The sequence below is a fragment of the Flavobacterium sasangense DSM 21067 genome (assembly GCF_000686885.1).
GTDB lineage: Bacteria > Bacteroidota > Bacteroidia > Flavobacteriales > Flavobacteriaceae > Flavobacterium > Flavobacterium sasangense.
This window is the reverse complement of sequence record NZ_JMLU01000016.1, coordinates 41,238-59,989: the sequence shown is the minus strand read 5'-3', so window position 1 is coordinate 59,989 and position 18,752 is coordinate 41,238. Positions and strand designations below refer to the sequence as shown.

Here is an 18,752-nt window from a genome sequence, read left to right as displayed (position 1 = left end):
GTTTTAGGTGAAATAAGTTAATTGAAATTTATTCTTAATCACTTCTTGAATATCATTTATCGGCTGAAAATCATTTTTAAGCTTTACTTTATCTAATTTCGATAACTCACTTAAATTCAAATACCTACCATCGGATTCATTTTTTAAACCTTCTTCGGTTCTGAACTTTAATAATTCGGCAAAAGCATCGGCACATGCCTCATAAACAGGTGCGTTTTGTGGTTCTAATTCGGCTAATTTTGAATATCTTGAAATCGTATTGGATACATTCTTAATTCCTTTACTTAAAGATAAAATTCGAGCGGCATCAATTAAAGGCATTAAAGCTCTTCCTTTTAAATCAAACGTATCTTTGTGTTCGCCATCACTTTCTACTAAAAACTGGCGGAAAAACCCTAATGGTGGCGGATTTTTTAATGCATCAGCACCTAAATAAGCAAAAAACAATTGATTATCATTGGTCTCTTCGTGAATTGTTTTAGTAATTGTATCCACTAAAGATTCATTGCCATAAACAAAATCATAATCGAAAAAGATGGTAGATTCTAATGTATTTTTATCTGCAGGATTAATTATCCAACCTTTAAATTGGTTTTGCCAATCTGAAATAGACTTACACCAAAGCGGATTGCTAGCCATCATTTCATCTGGACAAAAATTATATCCAACTTTATTTAATGTTTTTGTTGCTTTCTCAGCCAATTGAAGAAAATATTCTTTTACAGCATCATATTTTTCTTCTGGCACATCTTCAAAAATAATTGCATTGTCTTGATCGGTTAATAAAAGTTGCTCTTTTCTTCCTTGACTTCCTATGTTCATCCAAGCAAATTGGGCTGGAGGAGGAGTGCCAATTTTTTCAATTGCCAATTCAATAGCACGTTTGGTTATCGCCAGATTAATTTCGCCAACAATAGAACCAATATGATTAATAGGAACATTTTTATCTAAAGAATGCTGAATTAATTCGACTAATTTATCTCGAACTTCTTTTAAATCAGCTGATTTTTGAGCTCGCTTAGATTGTTTTAAAAGAACCCCTGGATTATTTGCTTGAGCCACCACAATATCGTGTTCCGTAATAATTCCAGTAATTTCAGAATCAATAGAACCATCTTTTGTAACACACAAATGAGTTACATTGTTTTTTAACATAATAATTTGAGCTTCAGCAATAGATAAGTTATCAGCGACCGTAATTACAGGCGAAGTCATAATTTTATCAATTGTAACATCAATAGAATAGAGTCCGGTTGCTATTTTAGAACGTAAGTCTTTATCAGTAACAATTCCGATAGGCTTACGATTTTCATGAATAATTATACTGCCAATTTTACTGCTCGACATCGTTTGAGCCACGAATTTAACAATATCATTAGGCGAAGCTGTTATGGGGTTAGAAGTGTATTTTATAGGCTGATAATATTGAATTTCAGAACTTTGGTCATTATAAATAACGTTTTCTGAAATTAATTTCCCTTTGTGATTTTTATCATATGGATTTCGAGTATTAGAAGCAAAACTTTCTAATAAAAAACTCAACACATCTGGATTAGCCGCTACATAAGGTTTGAATGTTTCTATAGGAATGGCGTAAACAATACTTTCTTCACGAGCTTTTGCCGTCATGAGGTAGTTATTTTTAGCAAAAAATGGTCGTAATCCTAAAATATCGCCTTCATCACATTTATCAATCAAAACATCATCAGCATCTGAAGTCACAGATAAACCAACAGCACCAGAAGCTACCACATAAAAAAAAGCATGCGTAGCATCATTAATTTTAAACAAAGTTTGATTTTTTTCTAGATAAAGTACTTGACATGTTTTAGCAATTTCAAGTAAGCTTTCATACGATATGCTTGAAAAAGGAGGATAATGTTTTAGAAAATCGGTGATGCGTTCTGCAATAGGGTTTTTCATAAAGCTTTTATTTACGAAACGAAGATACAAAGTTTGTATTGCTTATTAAAGGAATTGCTTAAATTTTCTATTTTACATAATGTATATTATAATTCATTTATAAAACATTATTAAAACTATTAAAATACTACTCAAAACGTTTGTGTAAAATTATAAGAAAGTTTAAGTTTGCAGTCCCTTATTACAAGAATCATGGAAAACAGACAAGCCCTTAAATTAATCGAAAAGATTCAGAAAGAATTATTTAAAGATAATTTTGAAGTTTCTGAAATTGTAACTGATTTAAAAAAACTTAGAGAAATTACTTTAGAGTTAAATAATCCTGTTGTAACTAAAGCATTGCGTTTAGCTTACGAACATTTAGAAAACAATAATGGATTTTTTATTGGTATTCCAGATGATGAACCTGTAGACAGTAAAGATGCTCACGTTGAAGCCAACATTTCGGAAGAAAATAATGTAGAAAGCTTTAATTACTTCCTTTCTTTATTGACTGATTTAGATAAGAAAAATAATCTATTAGATTTAAAAGAATACAACAAAGCATTTTTAGCTTTTTAATTCAAAATTTCTATTTTACATAATATAAATCGGTAAGAAAATATTTTTACCGATTTTTTTGTTTTTTTTAACGCTTACGCATCCTATATTATTTAATTTTGTTCCAATTAAATCCATTTACGGATTTGTAATTTATTTTGCTTTATCATGATAAAATCTTTTAGATCAATCGCCTTATTAGAAGGACTTTCCTTATTAGCTTTATTGTTTTTTGCAATGCCAATGAAATATATTGCTGGCGATCCTATTTATGTAAAAAATATTGGAATGGCGCATGGAGTCTTATTCATATTATATGTTGCATTTGCTATTTTAATTAAAAATGAGCAAAAATGGAATTTAAAAACCTTTATGATAGTTTGTCTAGCATCAATTGTTCCATTTGGAACGTTTTATATTGAGAAAAAATATTTACAAAATTCGTAATGAAAATATTCAATTGGGCATATGATATTTTTAAAAGTCTCGACTTTAATAATGATGTAGCTTCTTATTTAAATTTAGGAGTTAACATCATCATTTTAGTGGTTGTTTCTTATGTTTTAGATTATATTTTTAAAAAAGCTTTCATAATATTTTTAGCCATTATTGCTGCTCGAACAAAATCTTCCTTTGATGATTTTTTAGTAGCTAATAAAACTGCTAAATATTTAGCCCACCTCTTCCCTCTTCTATTTATTTATAAGACAGTTCCTGTAATTTTAAATAATTTCACCTATTGGGAATATGTTTTTGAAAAAGGAGTTAAAATTTATATCATTATTCTTTCTCTTTGGATTACTCGAAGTATTTTTAATTCGCTTAGAGATTATTTAAAACAAAAACCTCGCTTTAGTGATAAGCCGATTGACAGTTATATTCAAGTAATCATGTTGTTTTTGTGGTTGTTTGGAATTATTTCTTTTGTATTGATTCTTTTTGATGTTAGTAAAACTACGTTATTAACTACTTTTGGTTCTATTTCGGCTATTATCATTTTAATATTTAGAGATACTATTCTAGGATTTGTAGCGAGTATTTCTGTTTCTGTAAATGATATGGTGCGTATTGGCGATTGGATTACGATGGAAAAATTTGGTGCCGATGGCGATGTTGTAGAAATTAATCTAGCCACAGTAAAAGTTCGAAATTTTGATAATACAACAACTACGATTCCAACCTACAGCCTAATATCGGATAGTTTCAAAAACTGGCGCGGAATGTTGGATTCCGATGGAAGAAGAATTAAACGTCATATATTGATAAAAGCTAATTCGGTGCGATTTATCCATTCGCAAGAATTAGAAAATTTTAAAAAAATTCAGCATTTAACTTCTTATATCGAACACCGTCAAGCAGATATTGACAAATACAATGCAAACAATAATATTGATAAAAGTATAATCGTAAACGGAAGAAATTTAACCAATCTAGGTTTGTTTAGAAAATACATCAATCAATATATCTTATCGCATCCCGGAATTAATAAAGATATGCAGTTGATGGTACGTCATTTACAACCTACTGAAAAAGGAATTCCATTGGAAATTTATTGTTTTTCCAAAGATAAAACCTGGTTAAATTACGAACATATTATGGCCGATATTTTTGATCATGTTATTGCATCATTGCCATATTTTGATTTGGAAGTGTCAGAAGTGAGTTCATCAAGTCCAAAAATAACTACTGAATAATACAAAGTAATTAACAACTGATTCTTAATAACTTAAAATAACCTTCAAGAAATTGGAGGTTATTTTTTTTAACTTTAATTCAAACAAATTCACTTTATCATGAAAACGAAAGACGAATCGCTTTTAGAAATTAGAGGAGCAAGTATTGGTGTAATTAACGAACAATCAAGTTCCGAAGAAAAGTTTCAAAATCAGACATTACGCCCTATTTTGAAATTTCAAAATGAATTGTTTATTGAAGTTTTTAGAAATTACGCCATAAAACAAAAAGGCGTTTATTTCACACTTTCCCCAGAGAAAAAAGAAAATTACATTGAAAACGCCATTCAACGTGATATCAAATTCCGAAATTCATTAAAAGGAATTGTATTTGGAATGTTTACCGTTTCCGAATACAAAGAATACACCCAAAATTCATCCAATTTAAACAAACGTATGATGAATTTATTAATCGAACGTTTAAAAAGTCAAATTCAGATTATTTAATAAATCGATTCCCCATTCAAATCCGTACTCAATACTTCGCTCATGTAGTCGAAGAATGGTCGCATTGCTTGAAAAGTTGCTAAAACTTCTTCTTGAAAATTAGGAGCCAAAACTTCTTTGTCCGAAAAACTTCGAGTGAGTAAATATTGCTTTTTGCGAATCAAATCAATAGCAGGATGCGTTTTATCGAAACCTTTTGGAGCTGTTTTTAACTCCTCGCCTTTCAATTCACCAAAGAATTTCTTGAAAGTTGCATCGGTAATAATGGTTCTGATTTCTTCATCATCCATTTCAAATTCTTTACGAATGCGATGCAAATCAACTGCATTAGGTTCCCAAAAACCGCCACCTACAAAACTTCCTCCAGGTTCAATGTGCAAATAGTATCCGCCACGAAGCATCGGTTTTGTTCGGGTGAACCCAACGCTAAAATGATTTTTATAAGGTGATTTATCCTTAGAAAAACGCACATCGCGATAAATTCTAAAAATTTGAATGCGTTCAATACTATCTATTTTTCCCAACTGATCTCCAACCGATGTGAAAAACGATTTGGATAACTTTTGTTCGGTTTCAAAAGCTTTTTTATTTGCCGCAAACCAATCGCGGTCGTTGTTTTCTTTAAGTTGAATTAGAAATTCTAAAGTTGATTTATTTATCATAGTTAAATAGCAATTTTGTCATTCTGAACTTGTTTCAGAATCTTTTAATGATTGATTTAGAAGCTGAAACGAGTTCAGCTTGACAACACAAGATAATTATTTTTTCAATCGGTCTTCAATAAATTCGATTTGGGTTTTACCGTGTGGTTTTGGTTTTCCGTCTTCGCCTAAGTTTACCATCGTGATATTATCAATCGTAATAATTTTTTCACGTGTCATCATATTGCGAACTTCACATTTTAATACTAACGATGATTTTCCAAAATGTACCACATCTAAACCAATTTCCACAATATCACCTTGTTTGGCAGCACTCATGAAATTAATTTCACTCATAAACTTGGTGACTACTTTAGGATTTTCCAATTGTACGATGGAATACAAAGCGGCTTCTTCGTCTATCCAAGCCAATAATTTACCTCCGAATAGTGTTCCGTTGGCATTTAAATCTTCGGGTTTTACCCATTTTCTGGTATGAAATCGCATCTTCAATTTTTATTTTAAAGATAGGAATTTTTAGTAAAAGTTAGGTATATTTGTTCACATTTAGCTGTTGACTGAAATATTGGTAAAATGGATAAAAAAAGTAAAGAAACCAAAACAATAACGTTTGTCAAAGATGCTAAATCTGATGAACTTATAAAAGGGGCTATTTTATTAGAACATCCCGACTCGCGATTAGATACTGCTTTAGCAAAATTTCATCCAATGAGTGATTCAAGTATTCCTTTTAGGGACTTAACGGATGCAACTACCAAACGCGAAAGTATTCGAAAACTTATTGATAAATTAGATGTCTCTAAGAGTGAAAGGTATCAACGAACTGTTGAAGACACTTATTGTAATGTGTATTCCTTTGATTTTTGTTATTTTTCTCAGGTTTATTTGCCAACCGTTTGGTGGACAGATGAATCCATTGCAAAGTTGAAAAACGGAGAAGATGTAGTTCCTGTTTTTAATGAAACGGTGCTCCCTATCTACTCTAGTGCCATTCATGATTGGTTTGGAAAATGGGGTCCAAGTTTTGGATGGAAAAAAATGACAAATCTTGATGAAATTCAAGAAAAAGTGAATACAGAAGGAGGCGTTGGAATCATTTGTGCCAAGCGAAAAATCGTTGGTCTTTCTGGACATATTGTACCAATTGTTCCAGAAACCGGTAAAAGAAAAGCTTATCGAGAAAATGGCAAAGTCGTTTATCCCCTACAATCTCAAGCTGGAAAATTAAATTATAACTACTTTTCAAAAGCAAGAAAAGATTGGTGGAATCATGAACGTTATTCGTCTCATGTTTTCTATTATCATGAATAAAATTAATATTAATTACGTTACCAAGCCATTTTAAATAAATGAAATCAAATCAGAAAAAAACGTATTACTGGGGAATAGGATTAGAAAATGAAACTTATATGCAATTTGAAGAATCGAGCATAGTTTCAGGATCATTTATTCAAGAAAAAATGGGTTGCGAACGCTATAGTATTGATTATAGAACTTGTTATAAAGAAGGAACTTTATCCACTGTTTTGGAAACAGCTTTTGATAAAAATAAAAATTACAAAGTAAGTAGAATGATGAACAGTCATTCTCTTGATAAATTAGATCTTAACTTTCAACATAAAACATTACCGAATACAAAACCTTTAGTTGATAATCCTGAATATCAAGGAAAATCAATAGTTGAAGTTTTTTTAGAAAGCCAGCCGTATAACATTCAAAGCATGTTGACTCAAAAAAACAATCCTATGGGATCTGTGAATTTTGATGGCGATTCGATTGAATTTGTAACAAAATATTTTGAAAATAGAACCATAACGGATTCGTGTGAAGAACTTAAAGCAACAAAACAATTATTCATCGATAAAATTAATGAATCAGGTGTTCTTGCTGAAAAATTAAGTTTTCCTAAATACAACATGGGAATCAATAGGTTTATGTCGAACCAAGAAAATCTTGTGCTGTTCAATAACGGAACCTATCATTTTCATCTTACACTGCCTACGCTTACTCAAAATAGTAGAATTATAGATTATCCAAGTTTTGAATCCATTCACATTAACGCTATCTATTTACTACAATGGTTTGAACCTTTTTTTATTGCTACATTAGGCAGTCCTGATATAATGGCAGTAATTAGCAAAAAGTATCATTTGAATGAAAAATTCGCAGGTGGTTCAATGAGAAATGCGATGTCGCGATACACTGGAGTTGGTACATTTAATAAAGTGATGGCGAAAGGAAAAATTCTTACTTACAAAGTTGATGAGTTTAGAAAACTTTTAAAATTTACTAAAGAAGAAAATATTTGGTGGCGCGATCAAATAGAATCTACGCTAGATTATGCCTTATTAGAAGATATTGGTCTTGATTTTAATCTGGAAAAGATGTATCAAAGTGGGTTTGAATTTAGAAGTTTTGACGAATTCCCATCTAGTTATTTAAACGATGTATTATTAGCAATTGTTTTGATTTGCGAGCACTCATTGCATCTTCCAAATGTTCCTTGGGGACATGATAGTGTGGTTTGGAATAATTTAGTTTTTAAATCCTTGAAACATGGTTTTGAAACCAAAATTAATGACGAAGAAAAACAAGCTGTTTTAGAAGTATTACAACTTTTTGATACCACAGATGAAAGCAATAATTTACAAACGGAGCTGAATGCAATCGAACAACTCGATGAATTTTTCTTTAAAATTCTAGCCATATTACATGAAAAATACAAGGAAAACAACACTTGTATAGATGCCATGTGGGGACAAAAAACAACTACTCCACCTACTTGGGATAATTTTAATAAATACCAAGTAGAACAACATTTAAAGCAAATTGAAGCATTAGATTAAATGTTTTATTCTTTTGGTTTTATTTTTTTTCATGTGAAATTTCATCTTGAATTTTTATTTTAAGTAAGAATTTTTGTGGAAATTTGGATATATTTGAGAAGTTAAAAATTTAGATGTAACATGAAAACAGAAAAAGCATTATCAATAGTATTTATTATTTCGCTAATTTTCAAGCTTATGCATTGGCCTGGAGCTGGAGTTTTAATGGTTTTATCGTTAACATTTTTAGCTTTGTGTTATTTTCCTTTTGGATTTTATTTTTTTAGTGACAAAAATTTTAAAAATCAAAAAATTGGTATTTCAATATTATTTGGATGGTTATTGTCTATAGCTATAATTGGTATTGAATTTAAACTGATGTTTTGGCCAGGATCACAAGTAATGTTGCTCGTAGGTTGTATGTCATCCGCAGTTTTACTATTAGCTGGATTTTCACTATTAAAAAAATCTGATGAAGATTTAAAAAATTATCACAAAAACTTATTTACAAGAACTATTATCATATTTGTTTTAGCAATGATTTGTTTACTTTTACCCAATAGTGTTTTAATTAACCATTATTATGCTAGTGAACCTGAATTGCGAGAACTTTATTTAAAACAACAAGAAAATCCTCAAGATGAAAATATTCAAAAGGAAATTCAAGAATACAAAGCCAAACAATTCGAACAAGAGAATGGGAAGAGAAGAAACTAATAAATTACTTCTCCCTTCCTTTCAAAACCTCCACAACATCGTTCAACTCAAAACCTTTCGCTTGCAATAAAATCAAATAGTGAAACAATAAATCGGCACTTTCTGATAAGAATAAGTCGTCGTTGTTGTCTTTAGCTTCAATAACTACTTCAACCGCTTCTTCACCTACTTTTTGTGCTATTTTATTAATTCCTTTTGCAAATAAGGAAGCCACATAACTCTTTTCAGCGTCTGCATTTTCTTTGCGTTTTACAATGGTATTTTCTAATTTTGATAAAAACCCAAATTCTTGATTGTTAACTTCTTGCCAACAAGTATCTAAACCTGTATGGCAAGTTGGACCAGTTGGTTTTACTCTCACTAAAAGGGCATCGTTATCGCAATCTTCTTTAATAGAAATTAGTTCTAAGAAGTTGCCACTCTCCTCGCCTTTTGTCCACAATCGGTTTTTTGTACGACTGAAGAAGGTTACTTTTTTAGTTGCCAAAGTTTTGTCCAAAGCTTCTTGATTCATGTAGCCCAACATTAAGACATTTTTGGTTTCGTTGTCTTGAATGATAGCTGGGATTAGGTTGTCTGGTGTTTTGTTGAAGTTTACTTTCATGTTATTTTGTTACACAAAGTTCCACTAAGTTAAGTACGAAGTTTCACTAAGTTATATTTTTAATTAATTCTTATTTCTATAATCTGATGCTAATTTCTTTTCCTTTTAGATATTTTTTTAATTCCGGGATTTCGATTTCTTGATAGTGAAAAACACTTGCAGCTAAAGCGGCATCGGCTTTTCCATTGATAAATGTTTCGGCAAAATGCTCCATAGTTCCTGCACCACCCGAAGCGATGATGGGAATATTTACGATTTTGGATAACTTGGCTAACGCTTTATTAGCGAATCCGTTTTTGGTGCCGTCGTTATTCATGGAAGTGAATAAAATTTCGCCAGCACCACGTTGCTCGATTTCTTTTGCCCAATCGAATAAATTCAATTCCGTAGGAACTTTTCCGCCAACTAAATGAACTATCCAATCACCATCGATTTGTTTCGCATCGATAGCTACAACAACACACTGACTTCCATATTTAGCAGCAATTTCGTTTATCAAATCCGGATTTTTAACCGCGGAAGAATTAATCGAAATTTTATCCGCACCATTACGAAGTAAAACATCCACATCCGCAACGTAAGAAATACCACCACCAACGGTGAAAGGAATATTGATTGCAGCTGCCACTTTTCGAACCAAATCGATTAAAGTAGTACGACGTTCTTCTGTTGCTGAAATATCAAGGAAAACAAGTTCGTCTGCACCGGTTTCAGCATATTTCTTTGCCAATTCCACTGGATCACCTGCATCTTTTAAATCCACAAAGTTGACACCTTTTACAGTTCGTCCATTTTTGATGTCTAAGCAAGGAATGATTCTTTTTGTCAACATAATTTAGTGATAAGTAATTAGTAAAAAGTGATAAGCATTACAACTTTTCACTTTTTACTTATTAACAATATAGTTTTCTAATTGTTTTAAGGTAATTCTGCCTTCATAGATGGCTTTTCCGATGATCGTGCCTTCGCAACCTAATTCGGCTAATTTGGGTAATTCATTGAAAGTGGAAATTCCTCCAGAAGCGATAAGTTTTAATCTCGACTCCGCTCGATTTGACAAATCGGAATCTAAAATTCTTTTGTATAATTCAAAACTTGGTCCTTCTAACATACCGTCTTTTGAAATATCGGTGCAAATCACATATTGAATTCCTTCTTTCTGATAATTTTGAATAAACGGAATTACTTCTTCTTTGGATTCTTCTAACCAACCCGAAATAGCGACTTTTTCATTCATAGCATCAGCTCCTAAAATGATTTTATCTGCTCCGTATTGCTGAATCCATTTCTTGAAAACTTTGGGTTGTTTGATGGCAATACTTCCTCCTGTAATTTGATTAGCACCACTTTCGAAAGCAATTTTTAAATCAGAATCGGATTTTAAACCACCTCCAAAATCGATTTTTAGACTCGTTTTTGAAGCAATTTGTTCCAAAACTTTGTAGTTCACAATTCTACTGGATTTGGCTCCATCTAAATCTACCAAATGCAAATACTGAATTCCGTGTTCTTCGAACGATTTCGCCACTTCAAGCGGATTTTCGTTGTATATTTTCTTTGTATCATAATCACCTTTGGAAAGACGTACGCATTTTCCTTCGATGATGTCTATGGCTGGGATTATTCTCATATCAAATTCAATTTCAAGAGCAATTTCAAGCTCAAATTATAAGTTTAAAAAGTTTTTCAAAATTTGTTCTCCGAAAACACCACTTTTCTCTGGGTGGAATTGGACTCCGAAGAAGTTATCGCGTTGCAATGCCGTGCTATATTCGAGTTCGTAATTCGTGGTGGCAATTGTGTTTTCAGATAAAGGAGCATAATAACTGTGTACCAAATACATAAATTCGTTTTCTTTGATTCCTGTGAATAATTGCGATTTCAAGTCAAAAACCGTATTCCAACCCATTTGAGGCACTTTTACTTCTTGAGAAAATTTCACGACATTGACATCAAAAATTCCTAATCCATTGGTATTGCCTTCTTCTGAATGTTTACACATCAATTGCATACCCAAACAAATTCCTAAAACCGGTTGTTTCAGGGTTGGAATCAACACATCTAAACCACTATTCATCAACATTTTCATCGCGCTACTCGCCTCGCCTACACCTGGAAAAATGACTTTATCAGCTTTCTTTATGGTATTCCTATCATTAGTGACAATTCCTTCAAAGCCCAGTCGTTCCAAAGCGAATAAAACACTTTGAATATTTCCAGCTCCGTAATCTATTATTGCTATTTTCATATTTTTATTTTTTGCCACGGATTAAAGGATTTTCAGGATTTTGTAATCCGTGTTAATCTGTGTAATCTGTGGCTTTTTTTATAACATTCCTTTTGTTGAAGGTAAAATCATTTTTTCTGTATCACGTTTTACTGCTACTTTTATTGCTTTAGCAAAGGCTTTAAAAATCGCTTCAATTTTGTGATGTTCGTTTGTGCCTTCTGCTTTGATGTTTAAATTCGCTTTTGCTCCATCTGTGAACGATTTGAAGAAGTGTAAAAACATTTCGGTTGGCATTTGACCAATCATTTCACGTTTGAATTCTGCTTCCCAAACCAACCAATTTCTTCCTCCAAAATCAATCGCTACTTGTGCTAAACAATCGTCCATTGGTAAACAAAATCCGTAGCGTTCGATGCCTAATTTGTTGCCTAAAGCTTTTGCGAAAACTTCGCCTAATGCAATTGCTGTATCTTCAATTGTGTGGTGTTCGTCAACTTCTAAATCGCTTTTCACTTGAATATCTAAGTCCATTTGTCCGTGACGCGTAATTTGGTCCAACATGTGATCGAAAAAGGAAATTCCTGTGTTAATGTTGCTTTTTCCTGTTCCGTCTAAGTTTAAAGTGATAGCGATATCCGTTTCATTAGTAGTTCTTTTGATAAAAGCTGTTCTTTCCTCCAATTTCAAAAACTCGTAGATCTTTTGCCAATCTGTTGTTTGTAAAGCGATTACATTTTGGAGTTCTTCCAATGAAGTTGCAATTTCATTTCCGCCCAAATTTTCTTCATTTTTGATGAAAATCGCTTTCGAACCTAAGTTTTTAGCCAATTCCACATCGGTAATTCTATCTCCAATTACATAAGAATTCTCCACATCGTATTCCGGATTGTTTAAATACTTTGTTAACATTCCCGTTCTTGGTTTTCTGGTTGAAGCATTGTCTTCTGGAAAACTTCTATCGATAAAAATTTCGTCAAATGTTATGCCTTCATTTTCAAATGCTTTCAGGATGAAATTTTGGGTTGGCCAAAACGTTTCTTCCGGAAAACTCACGGTTCCTAAACCATCTTGATTGGTGACCATAGCCAATTCAAAATCCAATTCTTTGACAATTTTACTCAAGAATTGAAACACTTTTGGATAGAATTCTAATTTGGTTAAACTGTCTAATTGGTAATTTTCTGGTTCTAAAACCAAAGTTCCATCTCTATCTATAAATAATACTCTTTTCGGCATTGTTGAAGGTTTTTAATAATTCAATAATTTGTTCGGTTTCTTCTTTGGTTCCAATGCTAATTCGCAAACAATTTTCGCATAAAGGTTGATTACTTCTGTTGCGAACCACTACTCCATTATCTATAAATTGTTGGTATCTGAAATTGGCATCATCTACTTTAATCAAAATAAAATTAGCATCTGATGGATAAATTTTTTCAACAAATTCACATTTTGAAAGTGCTTCAATCAACTTATTTCGTTCGACTAGTATCTTTCTAACTTGAGTTGACAAAGTGTTTTGCAATAGTTTTTTCACCACAGTTTCTTGCGATAAACCATTGATATTGTAAGGTGGCTTGATTTTATTCAAAACTGAAATAATCTCTCTAGAAGCATACAAAATTCCAATACGTAAACCGGCCATTGCATAGGCTTTTGACAACGTTTGAGTGATTATCAAATTAGGGAAATCTTTCAAAACACTTAACCAACTTTCGTCTTTTGAAAAATCAATATACGCTTCATCAATTACCACTAAACCTTTGAATTGATTCAGAATTTTGATTACTGACGAATCTATAAAAGAATTTCCTGTTGGGTTGTTAGGCGAACACAAAAAGATGATTTTCGTATTGTTATCTACAGTATTTAGAATTGCTTCTATATTCGGTTGAAATTCCTCATTTAACAATACTTCACGATTTTCAATAGCGTTGATGTTTGCTAAAACGCTATACATTCCATAGGTTGGCGGCAATGTGATGATATTATCGCGATTCGGTTCACAAAACGCTCTGAAAATCAAATCTAAGACTTCATCACTTCCGTTTCCTAAGATAATGTTGTCTTTAGGAACATTATTTCTATCTGCAATTATTGCTTTCAATTCTTTCTGTTGCGGATCTGGATAACGATTCATACCATTTGAAAATGGATTTTCATTAGCATCTAGATAAATCATTTGCTTTGTAAACTGTTCAAATTCATCACGTGCTGAAGAATAGGGACTCAGTTTTTTAACGTTTTCTCGGATTAAGTTTTCTAAATTCATAGTTCTTATTTTAATCTTAGTGTAACTGCATTTTTGTGTGCTTGTAAACCTTCAGCTTCCGCCATTGTTTCTATCGCTTTTCCGATGTTTTGAATTCCTTCATTTGATATTTTTTGAAAGGTCATTGCTTTCAAGAAACTATCTAAATTTACACCACTATAGCTTTTAGAATAACCGTTTGTAGGCAATGTGTGATTGGTTCCAGAAGCATAATCGCCAGCGCTTTCTGGAGTATAATTTCCAATGAAAATCGAACCCGCATTTTGAATTCCGTCAACGAAATAATCTTCATTTTTAGAACATACAATAAAATGTTCTGGACCATATTCATTAATTAACGATAAAGCGGTTTTTTCGGTTTCAACAAAGATTAATTTGGAATTATTAATAGCCACTTGAGCGATTTCTTGTCTTGGAAGATCTTTCAATTGTTTATAAATTTCTTCTTCCACATCGTTTAAAATGTTTTTATTGGTAGTAACCAAAATCACTTGGCTATCTTTGCCGTGTTCGGCTTGACTTAATAAATCGGAAGCTACGAAACTTGGAATAGCCGTTTCATCAGCGTAAACTAATAATTCACTTGGTCCTGCAGGCATGTCGATTGCAACTCCGTTTTGTGATGCAAATTGTTTTGCAATCGTAACAAATTGATTTCCTGGTCCGAAGATTTTATACACTTGCGGAATTGTTTCAGTTCCGAATGTCATTCCAGCAATGGCTTGAATTCCGCCAACTTTGTAGATTTTAGTAACGCCACACAAATCGGCAGCATATAAAATAGCAGCATTAATTTTTCCGTTTTTATCAGGTGGTGAACACAATACAATTTCTTGACAACCTGCTAATTTTGCTGGAACAGCCAACATTAAAACCGTTGAAAACAAAGGAGCCGTTCCACCTGGAATGTACAGTCCTACTTTTTGAATCGGACGTTTTTCTTGCCAACAAATTACACCGATAGTTGTTTCTACTACAATTTTGTCCGTTTTTTGAGCAGCGTGAAATTGTTCGATGTTTGATTTTGCTAATTGAATGGCTTCTTTTAGTTCCGTTGAAACTTCATTTTTAGCAATTTCAATTTCTTCTTGTGTAACTTGGATATTTTCTAAAGTAACGCCATCAAAGAAGGAAGCATATTTTGCAATGACTTTATCGCCTTTTTGTTGCACTTCTTTAAAAATTTGCTTCACCGTTTCTTCTACGTCTGAGAAAGTTTGTGTTGGTCGTTTGCAAATTTCTGACCAAGATTCGGGTTGTGGGTTGTATATTTTTTTCATGATTTTATTTTCTAAATTCTATTTTCTGTTTTCTTTTAAAGGACCATTTTTTCAATTGGGCAAACCAAAATGCCTTCAGCTCCGGCTTCTTTTAATTGGTCGATGACTTCCCAAAATTTATCTTCATCTATTACTGAATGCACACTACTCCAACCGTCTTCGGCTAATGGCATTACTGTTGGGCTTTTTAAAACGGGAAGAATTTTGCTGATTTCTGAGATTTTATCATTGGGAACATTCATCAAAATGTATTTCGATTTTCTCGAACGTAAAACGGCTTGAATTCGGAATTGAAGTTTCGAAACTAATTGCTTTGCTTCATTCGAAATTTTGGGAGAAACCGCCAGAACAGCTTCACTTTTTAAAATCACTTCGACTTCTTTTAAACCGTTTTTAAATAAGGTACTACCACTAGAAACAATATCTACAATGGCATCTGAAAGTCCAATGTTTGGTGCAATTTCAACCGAACCTGAGATTTGGTGAATGTCTACGGAAATTCCTTTCGAAGAAAAATAATCTACAACGGTTTTTGGATAGGAAGTAGCAACGCGTAATCCATTTAAATCTTGAATGGAATTGTAGTTGAAATTCTTTGGAACCGCTACCGAAACTTTACATTTTGAAAATCCTAATTTCTCAACAATTTGAATGTTTTGCCCTTTTTCAACTAATAAATTATCACCTACAATCGCAATATCTACCACACCATCAATCAAATATTGTGGGATATCAGAATTTCGTAAATAATACACTTCTAAAGGAAAATTGGAAGCGGTAACTTTGAGTTGGTCATTTCCGTTATACACTGAAATTCCAGAATCTTTTAAGATTTGAATACTTTCATCGTGTAACCGACCTGATTTTTGAATAGCAATTTTTAACGTGTTCATTTTAATTTTATTTAATTTTAAAATGAGTACACCAAGAAGATTTTTAAAAAATGCTTACCAACAAAAAACCCGCTTGATGTACTCAAACGGGTTTCTGATTTATATGATTTAATTACATAGCATCATTACTTCGCTTGAGCGGAGGTATGATGATGATGATGTAATTGATTTAAAAACATAATTTCTGTTATTATTTAACACTGCAAATTTAACGACTAATTTTTCGAATAAACAAAATGTTTTTGAAATTTTATATTTTGTTTAAGCTATTTGAACTCCAAAAAGATGTCCCACAATAGCGGTTAATACCATTGCTATCGTTCCCCAAAATGTAACACGGATTACTGCTTTTACAATGTTTGAACCTCCAGTTTTAGCGGCTAAAGCACCTAAGAATCCTAAAAATAGAATTGCCAAACCATAAAGATAATATTCCATGTTGTGTACCGGGAAAAACAATGTTACTAACAATGGTAAAATACCTCCAACTGTAAACGCAACACCTGAAGCCATTGCTGCTTGTAATGGATTTGCCTGACTAATTTCATTTATTCCTAGTTCATCACGAATGTGAGCGCCTAATGCGTCATGAGCTGTTAATTCTTTGGCAACCAATAAAGCAGTCTCTTTTTTTAAACCTCTTTCTTCATAAATTGTTGCTAAACGTTGTAATTCAAGCTCAGGCATTTCATCAAGTTCAATTTTTTCTCTTTCAATATCGGCATGTTCAACATCGGTTTGAGAACTTACAGAAACATATTCACCTGCAGCCATCGACAATGCTCCAGCTACTAAACCTGCTAAAGTTGCTAAAACAATTGGTTCTCTAAATTCACTGGCGGCAGCAACACCAATAGCTAAACTTGAAGTTGATAATATGCCGTCATTAGCACCCAAAACAGCCGCTCTAAGCCAGTTGCTTTTATGAATAAAATGGTTATCTAAGTAATTCTCATTTTGATTTTCCATTGACCAACTTATTTAAGATTTAATTGTCATCTCCTTCTTTTTCATGTTCATTATCGTTTTGTGGTGCATCAATTGCTTGAGATGCATTTTCTCTAATTTCAGTATGACGAATTTCACCACCTGTTGTTCCCGTTTGTTTTCCTAAAAACACTCCTACAACTGCAATTAAAACAGCCAAATAAGAAATCAAATTGGCTTTTGCATGATTTTTAAAGTTTAAATACAATCCGATAAGTGAAACTAATCCAAGTGCATATAAAACGATAGCTAATTTTTCAGCCATTTCTTCATGCTCGTGAATAATATGATGAGTTACTGAAGGTAATTTTTCTGCAATTTCCTCCGCTCCTTCTCCAGTAGCCATACTTACGGCACTAAAAATTGCGGCTACTACAAATAGTACGTATGCTACATTTTTTATTACGCTGTTTTTAAAAAAGATACCACCAATTAAGATTCCTAATCCAAAAATTGTCCCAATAATTGGAAAATGGTTTACTACCATGTGTAAATGTGCGTCGTTCATGATTTTTTGTTTTTTAATTAGTTAAATCGAAAACTCCTTTTGTTACTATTTTTGAGTTTTCATTAATGGTTTCGTTTGGTAAAATCTCAACATACTTTTCTGATTTTTCACCAATGTTTACTAGTGTTTTCTTAAAAATATAATTTCCTTTATTTTCTTGTAATAAAAGTACGAAATTTTTATTGTTTTCAGTTATTAATGCATCAACTGGAATTCCTAAACCTTTTTTAGAACTGATAACTATTCCTGCTTCTACAAACATTCCAGATAGTAATTTTGATTTATCTGACGGATTTAAAACTCCAAAAACGGAAATGGTTCTGTCTTTATTTTCAATCGATTTTCCAACCAATTGTACTTTTGAAGTAAAAACATCTTTACTTGCTTCTGGAATAGTAAAACTTATATTTTGTCCTTGTTTAACATGTAAAATATCTTTTTCAAAAATACTTAAATTCAAATGTAAATAATTGGTATCCACTACTTCTAAAATTATATCTGATGGTGACATAAACATTCCAACATTCGCATTCATAACTGTAATATCTCCTGAGATTGGCGATGATAACGTGATTACGGATGTAAATCTTCCCTTTTCAACATTTGCTGGATTGATATTTAACAAGAGTAATTTTTCGCGCAAACCTTGATACATACCTTTAGCTTGACGATAATCGCTTTCGGCTTTTAGATAGTTTTTTTGAGAAGTAATCTTTTCATTATACAACGTTTTTTGACGCTCAAATTCGGATTTTAAATAATTAATTTGTTCGGCTACTTCAACATAATCTTTTTGAATGTCTAAATATTCGGTGTTTTCTAATGTTATTAAAGCTTGCCCTTTTGAAACTTTATCACCCACTAATAGCTTAGTTGCTTTAACATAACCACCAATAAAGGGTGTTATTTTAGCGCGATATTGTGGTGGAACATCTATTTTTCCTGATGCTTTTACTGTCACATCAAAATCTTGTTCTGAAGGTGTGCCAATAATCATTCCTGAGGATTTAAATTGTTCCTCAGTAACTGTAATTAATCCATCATCTTTTACCGGTTCTTCCACTACTTCATTTTTGCATGAAACAGTTAAAGTCATTAACGTAAGTATATATAAAATCTTTTTCATTGGTAGTT

Annotated in this window: 21 protein-coding genes; 7 read left to right on the top strand and 14 right to left on the bottom strand. The window is 32.2% G+C overall.

The window, feature by feature from the left end:
- Positions 1-3: 3 nt before the first annotated feature.
- Positions 4-1,923 carry a DUF294 nucleotidyltransferase-like domain-containing protein gene (locus BP92_RS0109515; protein ID WP_026725856.1) on the bottom strand — a complete coding sequence of 640 codons (1,920 nt, stop codon included), beginning with the start codon at positions 1,921-1,923 and terminating at the stop codon, positions 4-6.
- A 192-nt stretch (positions 1,924-2,115) separates the two neighbouring features.
- On the opposite strand from BP92_RS0109515, the gene BP92_RS0109510 reads away from it, so the two are divergent.
- The 4 genes from BP92_RS0109510 to BP92_RS0109495 all read left to right on the top strand — a co-directional run bounded on the left by BP92_RS0109510 (position 2,116) and on the right by BP92_RS0109495 (position 4,643).
- Entirely contained in the window at positions 2,116-2,484 is a 369-nt protein-coding gene (locus BP92_RS0109510) for a hypothetical protein (protein WP_026725855.1), read from the top strand.
- A 147-nt stretch (positions 2,485-2,631) separates the two neighbouring features.
- Positions 2,632-2,910, top strand: a complete 279-nt coding sequence (locus BP92_RS0109505; RefSeq protein ID WP_026725854.1) for a DUF3817 domain-containing protein — start codon at positions 2,632-2,634, stop codon at positions 2,908-2,910.
- Positions 2,910-4,157, top strand: coding sequence for a mechanosensitive ion channel family protein (locus BP92_RS0109500; RefSeq protein ID WP_026725853.1), 1,248 nt, complete (start codon positions 2,910-2,912; stop codon positions 4,155-4,157). The genes BP92_RS0109505 and BP92_RS0109500 overlap by 1 nt, the downstream gene beginning before the upstream one ends.
- Positions 4,158-4,256: 99 nt before the next feature.
- Positions 4,257-4,643, top strand: coding sequence for a hypothetical protein (locus BP92_RS0109495; protein ID WP_026725852.1), 387 nt, complete (start codon positions 4,257-4,259; stop codon positions 4,641-4,643).
- Here BP92_RS0109495 and BP92_RS0109490 read toward each other — a convergent pair.
- Together BP92_RS0109490 and BP92_RS0109485 are read right to left on the bottom strand one after the other, a co-directional pair.
- Positions 4,640-5,305 carry a DUF2461 domain-containing protein gene (locus BP92_RS0109490; RefSeq protein WP_026725851.1) on the bottom strand — a complete coding sequence of 222 codons (666 nt, stop codon included), beginning with the start codon at positions 5,303-5,305 and terminating at the stop codon, positions 4,640-4,642. The two genes, BP92_RS0109495 and BP92_RS0109490, sit on opposite strands and share 4 nt — an antisense overlap.
- Positions 5,306-5,401: 96 nt before the next feature.
- The gene (locus tag BP92_RS0109485) at positions 5,402-5,791 is read right to left on the bottom strand and encodes an acyl-CoA thioesterase (RefSeq protein WP_026725850.1); all 390 of its coding nucleotides are present in this window, start codon (positions 5,789-5,791) and stop codon (positions 5,402-5,404) included.
- Positions 5,792-5,878: 87 nt separating this feature from the next.
- On the opposite strand from BP92_RS0109485, the gene BP92_RS0109480 reads away from it, so the two are divergent.
- The 3 genes from BP92_RS0109480 (at position 5,879) to BP92_RS0109470 (ending at position 8,847) form a co-directional block, all read left to right on the top strand.
- Entirely contained in the window at positions 5,879-6,616 is a 738-nt protein-coding gene (locus BP92_RS0109480) for a hypothetical protein (protein ID WP_026725849.1), read from the top strand.
- Positions 6,617-6,654: 38 nt separating this feature from the next.
- Positions 6,655-8,151, top strand: coding sequence for a hypothetical protein (locus BP92_RS0109475; protein WP_026725848.1), 1,497 nt, complete (start codon positions 6,655-6,657; stop codon positions 8,149-8,151).
- A gap of 120 nt (positions 8,152-8,271) precedes the next feature.
- The gene (locus tag BP92_RS0109470; RefSeq protein WP_026725847.1) at positions 8,272-8,847 is read left to right on the top strand and encodes a hypothetical protein; all 576 of its coding nucleotides are present in this window, start codon (positions 8,272-8,274) and stop codon (positions 8,845-8,847) included.
- A gap of 4 nt (positions 8,848-8,851) precedes the next feature.
- On the opposite strand, the gene hisIE is transcribed toward BP92_RS0109470, so the two are convergent.
- The 11 genes from hisIE to BP92_RS0109415 form a co-directional block, all read right to left on the bottom strand.
- Positions 8,852-9,451, bottom strand: coding sequence for a bifunctional phosphoribosyl-AMP cyclohydrolase/phosphoribosyl-ATP diphosphatase HisIE (gene hisIE, locus BP92_RS0109465; protein WP_026725846.1), 600 nt, complete (start codon positions 9,449-9,451; stop codon positions 8,852-8,854).
- A 76-nt stretch (positions 9,452-9,527) separates the two neighbouring features.
- Complete coding sequence (gene hisF, locus BP92_RS0109460; protein ID WP_026725845.1) at positions 9,528-10,283, bottom strand: imidazole glycerol phosphate synthase subunit HisF; 756 nt, start codon at positions 10,281-10,283, stop codon at positions 9,528-9,530.
- A 54-nt stretch (positions 10,284-10,337) separates the two neighbouring features.
- Positions 10,338-11,081, bottom strand: a complete 744-nt coding sequence (gene hisA, locus BP92_RS0109455; RefSeq protein ID WP_026725844.1) for a 1-(5-phosphoribosyl)-5-[(5-phosphoribosylamino)methylideneamino]imidazole-4-carboxamide isomerase — start codon at positions 11,079-11,081, stop codon at positions 10,338-10,340.
- Positions 11,082-11,117: 36 nt separating this feature from the next.
- Entirely contained in the window at positions 11,118-11,699 is a 582-nt protein-coding gene (gene hisH, locus BP92_RS0109450) for an imidazole glycerol phosphate synthase subunit HisH (RefSeq protein WP_026725843.1), read from the bottom strand.
- Positions 11,700-11,777: 78 nt separating this feature from the next.
- Positions 11,778-12,917, bottom strand: a complete 1,140-nt coding sequence (gene hisB / locus BP92_RS0109445; protein ID WP_026725842.1) for a bifunctional histidinol-phosphatase/imidazoleglycerol-phosphate dehydratase HisB — start codon at positions 12,915-12,917, stop codon at positions 11,778-11,780.
- On the bottom strand, positions 12,889-13,950 hold the full coding sequence (gene hisC / locus BP92_RS16065; protein WP_051604435.1) for a histidinol-phosphate transaminase: 1,062 nt from the start codon (positions 13,948-13,950) through the stop codon (positions 12,889-12,891). The genes hisB and hisC overlap by 29 nt, the downstream gene beginning before the upstream one ends.
- A 5-nt stretch (positions 13,951-13,955) precedes the next feature.
- A complete protein-coding gene (gene hisD, locus BP92_RS0109435; RefSeq protein ID WP_026725841.1) occupies positions 13,956-15,230 on the bottom strand; it encodes a histidinol dehydrogenase in 1,275 nt (424 codons plus the stop codon).
- A 35-nt stretch (positions 15,231-15,265) separates the two neighbouring features.
- Positions 15,266-16,123: an ATP phosphoribosyltransferase gene (gene hisG, locus BP92_RS0109430; RefSeq protein WP_026725840.1), complete on the bottom strand. Its 858-nt coding sequence runs from the start codon at positions 16,121-16,123 to the stop codon at positions 15,266-15,268.
- 261 nt (positions 16,124-16,384) lie between these two features.
- Positions 16,385-17,092, bottom strand: coding sequence for a VIT1/CCC1 transporter family protein (locus BP92_RS0109425; protein WP_150111907.1), 708 nt, complete (start codon positions 17,090-17,092; stop codon positions 16,385-16,387).
- A gap of 19 nt (positions 17,093-17,111) precedes the next feature.
- Entirely contained in the window at positions 17,112-17,618 is a 507-nt protein-coding gene (locus BP92_RS0109420; protein ID WP_026725838.1) for a hypothetical protein, read from the bottom strand.
- A gap of 13 nt (positions 17,619-17,631) precedes the next feature.
- Positions 17,632-18,744, bottom strand: coding sequence for an efflux RND transporter periplasmic adaptor subunit (locus BP92_RS0109415; RefSeq protein ID WP_026725837.1), 1,113 nt, complete (start codon positions 18,742-18,744; stop codon positions 17,632-17,634).
- Positions 18,745-18,752 lie beyond the last annotated feature (8 nt).